Origin of the sequence: Halomonas sp. MES3-P3E, from assembly GCF_002836035.1 — a bacterium.
Classification (GTDB): Bacteria; Pseudomonadota; Gammaproteobacteria; order Pseudomonadales; family Halomonadaceae; genus Vreelandella; species Vreelandella arctica.
Window position 1 is genome coordinate 1 of sequence record NZ_PJBT01000020.1, and the last position, 11,817, is coordinate 11,817.

General features: G+C 50.8%; 12 protein-coding genes. 2 read left to right on the top strand and 10 right to left on the bottom strand.

The window, feature by feature from the left end; genetic code table 11:
• Positions 1 to 214 precede the first annotated feature (214 nt).
• The 6 genes from CXF87_RS05860 to CXF87_RS05885 all read right to left on the bottom strand — a co-directional run bounded on the left by CXF87_RS05860 (position 215) and on the right by CXF87_RS05885 (position 6,031).
• Positions 215 to 1,822, bottom strand: a complete 1,608-nt coding sequence (locus CXF87_RS05860) for a gamma-glutamyltransferase family protein (RefSeq protein ID WP_101145864.1) — start codon at positions 1,820 to 1,822, stop codon at positions 215 to 217.
• 8 nt (positions 1,823 to 1,830) lie between these two features.
• The gene (locus CXF87_RS05865) at positions 1,831 to 3,324 is read right to left on the bottom strand and encodes a tripartite tricarboxylate transporter permease (protein WP_232774701.1); all 1,494 of its coding nucleotides are present in this window, start codon (positions 3,322 to 3,324) and stop codon (positions 1,831 to 1,833) included.
• A gap of 41 nt (positions 3,325 to 3,365) precedes the next feature.
• Complete coding sequence (locus CXF87_RS05870; protein WP_101145866.1) at positions 3,366 to 3,863, bottom strand: tripartite tricarboxylate transporter TctB family protein; 498 nt, start codon at positions 3,861 to 3,863, stop codon at positions 3,366 to 3,368.
• A gap of 27 nt (positions 3,864 to 3,890) precedes the next feature.
• The gene (locus CXF87_RS05875) at positions 3,891 to 4,841 is read right to left on the bottom strand and encodes a tripartite tricarboxylate transporter substrate binding protein (RefSeq protein WP_101145867.1); all 951 of its coding nucleotides are present in this window, start codon (positions 4,839 to 4,841) and stop codon (positions 3,891 to 3,893) included.
• 93 nt (positions 4,842 to 4,934) lie between these two features.
• Positions 4,935 to 5,465 (bottom strand): chromate transporter, encoded by a 531-nt coding sequence (locus tag CXF87_RS05880; RefSeq protein WP_101145868.1) that lies wholly within the window; start codon positions 5,463 to 5,465, stop codon positions 4,935 to 4,937.
• On the bottom strand, positions 5,462 to 6,031 hold the full coding sequence (locus tag CXF87_RS05885; protein WP_101145869.1) for a chromate transporter: 570 nt from the start codon (positions 6,029 to 6,031) through the stop codon (positions 5,462 to 5,464). The genes CXF87_RS05880 and CXF87_RS05885 overlap by 4 nt, the downstream gene beginning before the upstream one ends.
• Positions 6,032 to 6,210: 179 nt before the next feature.
• Here CXF87_RS05885 and CXF87_RS05890 point away from each other — a divergent pair, with 179 nt between their 5' ends.
• Together CXF87_RS05890 and CXF87_RS05895 are read left to right on the top strand one after the other, a co-directional pair.
• Positions 6,211 to 6,897 (top strand): GntR family transcriptional regulator, encoded by a 687-nt coding sequence (locus CXF87_RS05890; RefSeq protein ID WP_101145870.1) that lies wholly within the window; start codon positions 6,211 to 6,213, stop codon positions 6,895 to 6,897.
• A 104-nt stretch (positions 6,898 to 7,001) separates the two neighbouring features.
• On the top strand, positions 7,002 to 7,565 hold the full coding sequence (locus tag CXF87_RS05895) for a DUF1415 domain-containing protein (protein WP_101145871.1): 564 nt from the start codon (positions 7,002 to 7,004) through the stop codon (positions 7,563 to 7,565).
• Here the strand turns inward: CXF87_RS05895 and CXF87_RS05900 are convergent.
• The 4 genes from CXF87_RS05900 to CXF87_RS05915 all read right to left on the bottom strand — a co-directional run bounded on the left by CXF87_RS05900 (position 7,553) and on the right by CXF87_RS05915 (position 11,804).
• Positions 7,553 to 9,238 carry a sensor domain-containing diguanylate cyclase gene (locus CXF87_RS05900; protein ID WP_232774703.1) on the bottom strand — a complete coding sequence of 562 codons (1,686 nt, stop codon included), beginning with the start codon at positions 9,236 to 9,238 and terminating at the stop codon, positions 7,553 to 7,555. The genes CXF87_RS05895 and CXF87_RS05900 overlap by 13 nt on opposite strands.
• A 198-nt stretch (positions 9,239 to 9,436) precedes the next feature.
• On the bottom strand, positions 9,437 to 9,931 hold the full coding sequence (locus CXF87_RS05905) for a GNAT family N-acetyltransferase (RefSeq protein WP_101146125.1): 495 nt from the start codon (positions 9,929 to 9,931) through the stop codon (positions 9,437 to 9,439).
• Between the two features lie 26 nt (positions 9,932 to 9,957).
• A complete protein-coding gene (locus CXF87_RS05910) occupies positions 9,958 to 10,950 on the bottom strand; it encodes an LLM class flavin-dependent oxidoreductase (RefSeq protein WP_101145873.1) in 993 nt (330 codons plus the stop codon).
• 167 nt (positions 10,951 to 11,117) lie between these two features.
• The gene (locus CXF87_RS05915; RefSeq protein WP_008957710.1) at positions 11,118 to 11,804 is read right to left on the bottom strand and encodes an SDR family oxidoreductase; all 687 of its coding nucleotides are present in this window, start codon (positions 11,802 to 11,804) and stop codon (positions 11,118 to 11,120) included.
• Positions 11,805 to 11,817 lie beyond the last annotated feature (13 nt).

Sequence of the window (11,817 nt, forward strand, 5' to 3'; positions counted from 1 at the left end):
GCTATATCGAAACACGCCAAAAAAACCGCTTAACGGTGAGGAGGAAGTAGATTCAGAGGGTGGTGGTGACATAGTAAGACTGGCAAAACACCGAGTGAAAAAGGAGTGCCATGATGCGGTGGTTAAGCGTGGATAGCCAGCTCAACCGCCGGTTGCCTTCAACGGCAACGCGGCGGAGAGGGAATTACCTGTATAGATGCTTAAGGGCAGCGATTTACCAGGGAAGCACTGCCCCGTCGGTGCGCGGTTCGGTGCCGCCTTGCAGTACGCCCGTTTCAGGGTCGCGCAGAATGATTTGACCTCGGCCAAAGCTGATGGAATCGGCCACTTTGACGATGTCGTGGCCCCGGCGGGCCAGCGCAAGCGCTAAATGATTAGGGAAGTCCGCTTCCACTTCGATGGTTTTGCCTTTGGTCCACTTCCAGCGGGGCATATCGAGGGCCGCTTGGGGGTTAAGCTGATCTTCTAGCATCGCCGTTACTACCTGCACATGACCTTGCGGCTGCATATAGCCGCCCATCACGCCAAACGGCCCAACGGCTTGATTATCTTTGGTGATAAAGCCGGGGATGATGGTGTGATAGGTGCGTTTGCCGGGCGCCAGAGCATTAGGATGCTGCGGGTCGAGTGAGAACGACCAGCCACGGTTTTGCAGGCTGATACCCGTGCCGGGAACTACGATACCAGACCCAAAGCCTTCAAAATTGCTTTGAATAAATGACACCATATTGCCTTCATCATCAGCTGTTGCCAGATAAACGGTGCCGCCTTTTACTGGGTTGCCATGAATGGGGTCAATAGCTTCTTGGCCAATCAGGTTTGCGCGTTGCGAGAGGTAATTGCTTGAAAGCATTTGCTTAACGCTCGGTTTCATAGCTGAACGTTCAGTAATATAATGTAATCCGTCTATATAGCCTAACTTGGTTGCCTCAATACGACGGTGCAGTGTTTCCTCCTGATCTTTTGATTCATCACCTAATGATTCAAGAATACCTAGAGCTTGAAGAACAATTAATCCACTGCCATTGGGTGGGATTTCCCAAATGTCATGACCTTTGTAGCGCACGCTAATCGGATCAACCCACTCTGGCTGATAAGCGGCCAAATCTTCTTTGCGTAAGAAACCGCCATGTTCACGGGAAAAGACATCCATAGCATCTGCTAGATTTCCCTGATAAAACGCATCAGCCTTGCTGCTGGCAATTTCACTCAGCGTTTTCGCCATATCAGGAGAACGCCATACATCACCTGCTTTAGGTGCTTGGCCGTTGGGAGTAAAATGAGAAAACCAGGGCTTGAACTCAGCTGTCTCATATTGACCATAGCGTTTTTCTGCACTTCTCCAGAGCTGGCTAGCTACGGGTGATACAGCGAAACCTTTTTCAGCTAATTCTATTGCTGGCGCTAACAACTGTTCAAAAGGTAGTTTGCCAAAGCGTTCTGAAAGCGCAGCCCAGGCGCCAGGAGCGCCTGGTACTGTGACTGGTACTAAGCCGTGAGCTGGCATTTCATCATGACCTAGGGCCTTGACGGCATCACATGAAATACTCTTTGGAGCAGGGCCGCTAGCATTGAGGCCATGAAGCTCACCTTTTACCCATACAAGGGCAAAAGCATCACTGCCAATACCATTAGAGGTTGGCTCAACGACGGTTAAAGCAGCAGCTGTCGCAATGGCAGCATCAATGGCATTGCCACCTTTACGTAACATATCTATGCCTACTTGTGCGGCAAGCGACTGAGACGTAGCAACCATTCCTCGTTTTCCAAACGTGACCATACGGCGTGAGGCGGAAGGGTAATAGTGTGGGTCAGTAAGCATTGATATTCCTATTTAGATGTAGCTTCTAGACGTTGAGCCATCAGACGGCGCTGTTTCATATAGCTATAAATACTGTAAATCACAGAAACGACCGCCAGAGTAAGCAGCAGCGCTGATATTGGCCGAGTGAAGAAAAGCGTCCAGTCAGTGCTAGTTTGGAAGGCTCGTCTTAAGTTGGTTTCTGCTATAGGGCCCAGTACAACGCCAAGTACAAGAGGCGCTAACGGGTAATCTAATTTTTTAAGAAGGTAGCCCACCGCACCAATGCAGGCAAGCAGATAAAGGTCAGATAAGCGGTTGTTGAGAGTGTAAGTACCAATTGCACAGCAGGCTAGTACAACGGGCACAACAATATATTTAGGTACATTTAATAGACGTAAAAAAGCCCTCATCAAGATAACGCCTATTACCAGCATGAAGACAGAAGCGATCGCCATGGCAATAAACATGCTGTAAACCAAGTCGGGATGATCAAGTATTAAGCGCGGGCCAATGCTTATGCCGTGTACCATGATGGCTGCCATGAGAACTGCATCAGCGGGCGATCCTGGAATACCTAACGCTATCAAGGGTATAAGGCTACCACCTACCGTTGAAGAGTTGCCTGACTCGGAAGCAACAACGCCCTGAGGTTCACCCTTACCAAAAGTTTCTGGATGTTTAGATGCTCGTTTAGCTTGGTCATAAGCTAACAGGTTAGAAATTGAGCTACCCGCACCAGGTACTGCGCCAATAAACACACCGAGCAAGGATGAGCGTATAACATTGACGGGCTTCAATAGGATGTTTTTTATGGTCTGCCAGAGGTGGGGGCGCATATCTCCACTGATTAACGCACCTGAAGAGGGCTGTCTGTCTCCGGTGGCAGGCTCTAATTCGGAAAGTAGTTGGCTCATGGCGTACATACCTATTAACACAACCAGAAACGGTATGCCCGCGGTCAGGATTTCATAGCCAAAGGTAAAGCGCTCACGGCCCATGAGTGGATCAGGCCCAATAGTGGCTATGCCTATACCGATTAGACCTGCGATCAGTCCCCTAATAAGAGAGTCACCCACTAGGCTTGCTATGACAGTCAAAGCAAAAATAATAAGTGCAAAATATTCCCAGGGCCCTAACTTAACCGCCAGAAGTGCGAGTGGAGGCGCGGCAACGATCAGTACGGCAATCGAGATAATAGAGCCCACGAACGAAGCAAATAATCCCAAGGATAACGCTTTCCCAGGATTACCTTGTCGAGCCATGGGGAAGGCATCAAAGGTGGTTGCAACTGATGAAGGTGTGCCTGGGATGCCCAGCAGAGCGGCACTAAATAAACCGCCGCTTAGTCCACCTACGTATACAGATAGCATGACCGCAATGCCCTGCATGGGGGGCATGGCAAACGTAAGAGGCAATGTAAGGACAATGGCCATTGTAATCGTAAAGCCGGGTATTGCGGCGGCAACAATACCTGCAAAAGTCGCTACTGCCATGAGTAATAGCGTATAGGGTTCGGTCACACCCCCTAGCGCTACGAGGAAAGCATCAGTCATAGATCAGATTACCATTGAGCACGAGGAAGGTAGATGTTGAAGGCCTCAGAAAATAAATAATAAGGCCCAGCAGAAAAGAGAATGGCGACGAAGATGGCAATTGCTACAGTAGTGGGCTTCCTGGGTGCAAGATAAAGCTGTGTAGTAAGCAGATATGCAAAAGTGCTGATAATAAATCCAGCAATAGGCATTGCTACCATATACACAGTAAAGAGCACCAGGTTGATGATGACCGTTTTAAGTGAGATTAAACTTCTCCAGGCAATACAAAAGGTTGTACGAGGTAAGCCGTGTTTGGAGAATTCAAAGATAATTGCCATGCCGCATAAAATTGCAATACTAAAAAAAATAATTTGTGGGAAAGTACCTGCATTCATTGGCTCCCAACGAGAGGCCGGCAATGAGCCGGCCTTGAAGGCCATGAATAAAGCACCCAGGGCGATGATGAGATAAGACAGCAGCTGTAACGTAGGGATTAATGCTGCCTCTGTATTTCTGCGCTCCATAAAGGCCTCCTAAAGAACAACGTTACCTTAATTAAGGAGGTGGGCGTTGTTTTCAATGAACTCGTTATTACGCTCTAAATAAGCGGTATAGTCTTCTCTGTTAAGGTAACGCACTGTGCCACCTACATTCTCAATATCGGTTTTAAATCCTTCACTGTTAGCGACATTTTTAAGTGCACTTTCCAATGTTGAAATGACCGACTCGGGTGTTCCTTTGGGCACAACAACTCCACGAGTAACTAAAAACTCAAGATCATGCCCTAATTCTTTAAGTGTAGGTGTATCAGGCAGCTCTTCAATGCGTTCAGAAGTAGCCGCTGCTAACACGTTCAGATCGCCATTTTCTACGAATGCGCGTGCTGAGTAATAGTCCTCTATAGCCACTGTGATATGCCCACCTGCAAGCGCACGCAACCTCTCTCCAGTCCCTTCATAGCCGACATATCCAAACTCAGTGCCAGTGGATTCTTCAAATTGCACTGCCCATAAATGCGGGATCCCACCTAACGTAACGCCCATACGATATTCACCTGGGCTTGAAGTAACATCCTCAAACATATCGTCAAGGGTTTCCCATCCCGTATCGGCATTTACTACGATGACCGAGTTATCGCTGGTCATCATGGAAACAACGTCAAAATCGTCCCAATTGAGGTCAGTAACACCTGAATGATGAGCAATCAGTAAGCCTTCATGTATCTGAGAAATAGTGTATCCATCGTTGTCTCGGCGAGAGGCTTCGCGTAAACCTACCGTGCCACTTGCACCAGGCATATTAATAACAGGTACCGCTTGGCCCAGCTCGGTTTCTAAGTGTTTGCTCACTAGGCGCATTAGCAAATCACTGCCACCACCTGGTCCCCAAGGCACAATAAACTCGATAGGCTTTTCAGGATAATTCTCAGCAGCTGTAGCGAATGCTGGAATGGCGAGTGCTGTTGCTAGAGCGGTAGCGGTGAATAGCGATTTAAAAGTCATTAGTTACCCCATTGATGATACTTAAATTGTTGTGAGTGTTGATGTGAGTATTAGCTATACGTGCAAGTGTTTTTGTAAAGGTTTGGGTTATCTTTAAGGAATAATAAGCCCTCCATAAATCAAGGCGCCTATGACCACAAACGCGGGGTGCGTATTGAAGCGAATCAGTGCGATAGCCGCGACTATCCCAATAATCGCTGTATGAAGTGCGCCGCTGGTGTTGAGGCTTTCGAGCATAAATCCCAGCGTTAGCCAGGCCATCATCATGGCAATGACCGGGCGAACCCACTGGCTCATGCGCTTAACCCGGGGGGAATCGCGATGACGGTACAGCAGCCCCAGTGCGCCGAGCATCAAGAGCAGCGTCGGGATGACCGTGGCGGCCACCGCGATGAAGGCCCCGCCAATACCTGCAACTTCATAACCTACGTAGCCCGCCATTTTGGTGGCGATAGGGCTTGGCAGGGCGTTGCCTAGGGCTAATGTTTCAGCAAACGTTTGCGCCGTCATCCAGTCATAACGGCCAACCACCTCAGCCTCGATCAGAGGGATAATCGCCGGGCCGCCGCCGTAGCCAATAATGTTCGGGATGAAAAAAGCTAAAAAGAGCTCCCAATAGATCATGCTGACCCCTCCGCTTTTTTCTTACCGGCAGGGCGCAGTAGGGCGGCAGCGAGAATGGCGCCAATCACCCAGCCGGGGTGGATGCCAAGCCAGTAGATCAAGCCAGCGGCAACAATGGCCATGACAATACTGACCCACCAACCAAGTGCGGCTTTGGATTTATCAAAAAAATCCCAGGTGAGTTGTGCCATCATCACCATCACGACGGGGACCACCGCTTGCCCCATGCCGCGAATCCACGCGACATCGCGGTATCGGCTAAAAATGCCTAACATGACAATCATTGCCACAATCATGGGCAAGATAATGGCAATAACGGCAGCGATACAGCCGATCACACCGCCTACACGGTAGCCAATATAGCCTGGCATTTTGGTGGCTATGGGGCCGGGTAAGGTATTGCCGATCGCCAGTACGTCGGCAAACTCTTCATCGGTGAGCCAGTGATGGCGGGTGACAACTTCGGCACGCACCAGGGGAATCATGGCGGGCCCACCACCGAAGCCAAAAATGCCGACGCGGAAAAAAGCCCAGAACAGTTGCCAGCAGGCGCCGCGTGTTTTCATGGACGCGTTTCCCGCAAAGCTAATGGGGTGATCAGAAGCATACCCAGACCTTATTTATCGTTTGTTGGTTAAAAAATCGATTATCTTGTCTAAAATAGAATATAGGTAGTGCCCGATCCGACGTCAACCGTGAAAAACTGAATGGACAGCGGGAGCTGAGATGAATAAAGGATATCGTCATGAATAATTCTTTACCCAAGGTAGCAACGCCAGTAGGTCCAGCAGGTACTGCATCAAGTCGCGTATTTGATAATTTACGTAAGGATCTCGTCGGTGGACACTTTGCGGCGGGAGAAAAACTCGCCATCAATGCGCTCAAAGAACGCTACCAAGTCGGTTTAAGCCCGCTGCGCGAAGCGCTTAATAAATTGGCGGCTTATGGGTTATTAATTCAGGAAAATCAACGCGGTTTTCGTGTGCCGAAGCTTTCACGGGATGAGCTCGATGATATCGCCCAGATGCGTCTGGAAATGGAGGGCATGGCATTAGTGCGGGCCATTGCTAACGGTGATTCGCTCTGGGAGGCTGACTTATTAGCCGCGGCGCACCGCCTCAAGCGGGCCGACATCACTCTGGATAAAGGCGAGGAGTGGGAGCGGCTGCATACTCAATTTCATCGTACGTTAGTCGCCCCCTGTGGCTCTGTTTGGTTATTGCGTTTTATTGAGCAGCTGCATGATCAGTTTGACCGCTATCGCCGCCTGGGGCCGAAAATGCCGACGATTCGTCAAGAGCTGGACGAGCAGCATCATCAACTCGTGGAGCTGGCATTACAGCGTGATGCCAAAGCAGCGCGTGAATTAATGGATGATCATATTCATAAATCTTACGAAGTTGCCCTAAAACGTTATCAAGAGCACGCCTAGCAGGAGAAACTGCCTCAGTAGCGACGACACAGCGTGTCTGCAGTGTGTAAACTGCTGCCCCTATAATGTCCTCCGTCGCCGTCCAGATGAGTAAAGAGAGTGCTATGCACACAGATAACCAAATAGTCGCGCAAACGCTGACCTGGGTGCGCACCTTTATTGTGGCGCATGACATTTGCCCGTTTGCGCAGCGGGAGTTGGAGCGTGAAACGATTCGTGTGGAAGTGGTGCGCTCTAAAAAAATTGAAGTGGCGCTTGAGGAATTGATGGTGGAAGTGCAGTGGTTGGATGAGCACCCCGAAACAGAAACCACGCTGTTGGTGTTCCCGACGCTGTTTAAAAGCTTTGATCACTACTTGGATTTTGTGGAGCTTGCTGAAAGCGTCCTGGTCGATCAGGGCTATGAAGGTGTTTATCAGTTAGCCACGTTTCACCCAGATTATTGCTTTGACGGTGCCGAACCTGATGATGCCTCTAATTATACCAACCGCTCTCCCTACGCCATGGTGCATCTGCTACGCGAAGAGAGCGTTGAAAAGGCTATCGAGTTTTATGGCGATACCGACGCTATTCCCGAACGCAATATTGCCAAGTTAACGGCGATGGGCAGCGACACTGCAGAGCAGCAGCTGCAACGCTGTTTCGAATCCGTTAATCAGGTGGAGTGAATAACAAGCTGATGTTTGCCTTTAGCTTTAGCCGCATACAGCGCGTCATCCGCAAGTTGCAGAACGGTATTGATATGAAGCCCGTGGTGGGGCCACCAAGCGGCGCCTAAACTACTTCCAACGCGTGCCTGCTCGTTATCAGGTAATAAAACGGGTTGGTCGATGGAGCTCAGCAAGCGTTTGCTAATCTCATGGGTGAGCATTTCAAGATGCTCTTCCTTCGTTTTAAGCACCATCACGAACTCATCACCGCCCATTCGGGCTACCACATCACCGCTGCGTAGTGCGCTTTTCAATCGCTGGGTAATCTCAATCAACAGGAGGTCGCCCGCATGATGGCCTAGCTCATCATTGACCTGTTTAAAACTATCCAGGTCGATAAAGATGACAGCCATACTCTGTTGGTTTCTTTCCGCCTCCGGTATCGCAAGCTGTATGTACTGATTTAAAAACGCACGATTCGGCAGGCCTGTTAACGGGTCGGTATTGGCTAAGTCTTCTAAGCGGTTAATAGTGCTGCGCTGATCCAGTAAGCGGGTGGCCATGTTGCGCATAGAGGTCGATAGGTGCTTAAGCTCTGGAGAGCCACCTTCAAGCGGAATGCTATCGGCGTGTTCGCCATCCTGCATTCTGTCGGCAGCATTGGCTAAGCGAGTGAGAGGAGCCGCGAGTCTTGACGCGATTATCCAGCCAACTATAGCAAACAGTAATGCAAGTAATAGACCTGTTCCCGTAATGGCATCTTGCAGTTTTTCAACAGGTGCAAAGGCGGTAGCCACGGGTTGACGGCTAACCGCTATCCAACCTAAACCAGGAAAATCTTCAAAGCCGCTGCTGCGTGCATAGCCCGTCACAAAGCGTTCGCCGTTGGGCCATGTTTCAATCGCCCATTGTGGTGATGTCGTGGTGGAACTCGGTATATGTTTCAGGCTGTCTAACGATTGCCCAATCAGCGTCTCTGGGCCTAATAGCACTGTGCCGTTAGCGGAGAGCAGCAGTATCTCAGTGTCTTCCAGGTATCCAGAAGGCGTAAGCATGGATTGTTGGACGTACTCAGCCCATTGCCAGCTTAAATGAACGGCCAGGACGCCTTGCAGCTCTTCGTTGCGGTTATACATCGGGGTCGCGATATCGACAAACTGAAGCTCTTCACCGCTGGGGTTGGTCAGCAACTGGGCCAACATGACAGCTTCATGCACGTCGCCCACCCAGAGCGCCTTGCGTCCTTCAATAAAGACGGGGCGTTGAGCGATAGAAACGCCTTCTAAAATCCCCTCGGTAGCGGCTTGAACAACACCATCAGGGTCGGTGAAGCCGATCCACGACACAACGTTATGATTATCTTGCAAACGCTCTAGCTGCTCACGTAGCAGGCTAGTATCCGTGCCGTTAGTGAGCGCTTGGATACCCAGTAGCAGCTTCACTTCTTTAATACGGGCATCCATGCTGCGATCCAGCTTATCAACCATTTGGTAAGCGGCTTCAGAGGCTGCATTGCCAATATTGGCTTCCATTTGCTCAGCTGATTCTCGAGAAGCCACCCAGCCAAGAAGTAGCGTCGTGGCAAATACCAAGGCGACAATTAGGATGATAAAACGCGAGCGCAGCGAAAAGTGTGAGAAAAAAGAGGAGCTATAAAACATTACAAAAGGCTTTACCGTGGTTTGAGTCATGCTCGGATGGTTAGGGCGATCAATAGATGCTTATCAACCAAACGTTTTAATTTATGTTATGAGAATGACTTTACCGGAAAAGCTTTCAATATGCGCGACGTTTGCAGCAATGAAACGGTCAGAAAAAGTGTCATGTGCAGCAAAACGTCGCAAAAAGAGTCAATGTCTAAACTGACTGAGGGCAGCCTGACAAAATCGCTATAGCGCTTTATACATCACATGGGTTTCGACAAAACCAAGGCGTGCGTGTCGGTAGGCATTAGGAACGGTGCCTACAATCTGAAATCCCAGTTTTTGCCATAACGCGACGGCCACCTCATTCGTTGCGACCACGGCGTTGTATTGCATGGCCTGAAACCCTAGCTCCTTGGCCTGCGCCTGTGAATGCTCACACATGGCGCGTGCTACCCCTTTTCCGCGTGCGGCGAGTGTCACCATATAACCACAGTTACAGATGTGGTCGCCGGGGCCTGCCGCGTTGGCTTTTAGGTAGTAAGCACCCAGTATATGATCGTGTTCATCTTTAACGACCACGCTGGTTTTAGGCGTGCTGCACCATAGCTCTCGGGCAGCTTCAAAGCTGATGTCGGGGTCAATGGCATAAGTCTCTTGCGCCTCGACAATCGCCTTGAAAGTAGGCCAAAAACTGGTGAAGTCTTCGTCCGACATGGGGGCGAAATGCAATGTAGACATAAATGTAGACATAGTAGTGCCGCCGTTCAACGGGCGACCTCAGCCACAATCTCGTAGCTGCGCAGCCGGTCGGCATGGTTATAAAAATCGCTGTTAATCATTAATTCATCAGCACCGGTACGTGCTTGGAACTCTTCAAGTTCGGCTTTGACCGTCTCTGGGCCACCAATAATCGCCGCCCCTAAAAACTGGCTGACTTGGGCTTGCTCAACCGGTGACCAGTCTAGTTGCTCCACGGGCGGCTGCGACTGGGTTGGCTTGCCACGAATAAGGTTAAGAAATTTCTGCTGCGCGGTGGTGGCCAAGTAGTGGGCCATCGCATCGCTTTCCGCTGCCATCACGGGCAGGCCGACCATCGCATGGGGCTTATTCAAGTGTTCGGAAGGGCGGAAATTGTCGCGATATAAGCGCAGTGCCTCAAATAAATAGTCTGGCGCAAACTGAGCAGCAAACGCAAAAGGCAAGCCCAGCTTGGCTGCCAATTGTGCGCTGTAGCCGCTAGAACCCAGTAGCCAGATAGGCACATGAGTGCCTTGACCAGGGACGGCTTTCACCCGTTGCTGGGGCTCTGCATCGCCTAGATAACTGCGCAATTCGTTCAGCAATTGCGGGAAGTCGTCGACGCCGGCATGAGCGTTGCGCCGCATGGCTTGCATCGTCGCACCGTCTGAGCCGGGTGCGCGGCCTAGCCCCAAATCTATACGATCAGGATAGAGCGTTTCCAGCGTACCGAACTGCTCGGCAATCACCAGCGGCGGGTGGTTCGGTAGCATAATGCCGCCGCTACCCACGCGGATGGTGGAAGTTTGTCCAGCAATATGACCGATCAGCACCGCGGTGGCAGCGCTGGCGATGCCAGCAATATTGTGGTGCTCTGCTAGCCAGTAACGGGTGTAGCCTAGCCGCTCGGTTAACTGTGCCAGCGAGACGCTGTCTTGGAAGGTCTCAGCGGCGCTGCCGCCCTGGCGGATAGGGGCCAGATCAAGAACGGAAAGCGCCGTGGAAGCGAGTTGGCTCATGGGTCACCTGCAAGTTAATTCGTGGGCGCATTGAGTGAAAATTACTTAGCGCGCTTGGTAATTACACGTTATGCGGTCAGTGAACATAAATTGCAAGGTCTGAGCCATGTAGATGTGACGTGTGCCGGAATGGACTGGATGAGAGCGGAGTGCCGGTACGATCACGCTTACTCAAGCGGCGGGGTGGGGCGAATAAGAATTTCATTAACGTCCACATGGGCAGGCTGCGCAAGCGCATAAACCACGGCATTGGCGATATCACGATCTTCTAATGCATGCTCTGGTGGTTCATTAAAGAATGGCGTGTCGACCATGCCAGGCTCAATCAACGTCACGCGCATACCGGTGCCGCGTAGCTCTTCACGCAGGTTATAGCCAATCCCCGTGACCGCCCATTTCGTAGCGCTATACATTGAGCCTGGGATGGTCGTGCGGCCTGCCGCTGAACCGGTTAATAACACATGGCCTTTGCTACGCTTTAAGGCGGGTAAGCAAGCTTGAATGGTGAGCCCAACGCCATAAATATTGGTAAGAATCATCTCACGCCATGCGTCGTGATCCGCACCGCTAAACCCGCCTGGAGAGCCGCCGCGACCGGCGTTGGCAAAGATCGCGTCCAAGCGGCCAAAGGTTTCCAGTGCATGCTCAACCATCGCCTGTTGCTGCTCAAAATTAGTCACGTCCAACTCACAGGTCAGTACGTTTTCTGGCCCCAGTTCTTGAGCCAGAGCGGTGAGTTTTTCGCTAGAACGGGCGGCCAACACCAGTTTGTAGCCTTCGCGAGAGGCTGCTCGGGCGGTAGCCGCGCCAATACCGCTGGATGCGCCGGTAATCAATAACACGCCTTTATGCATGGGTTGCACTCCT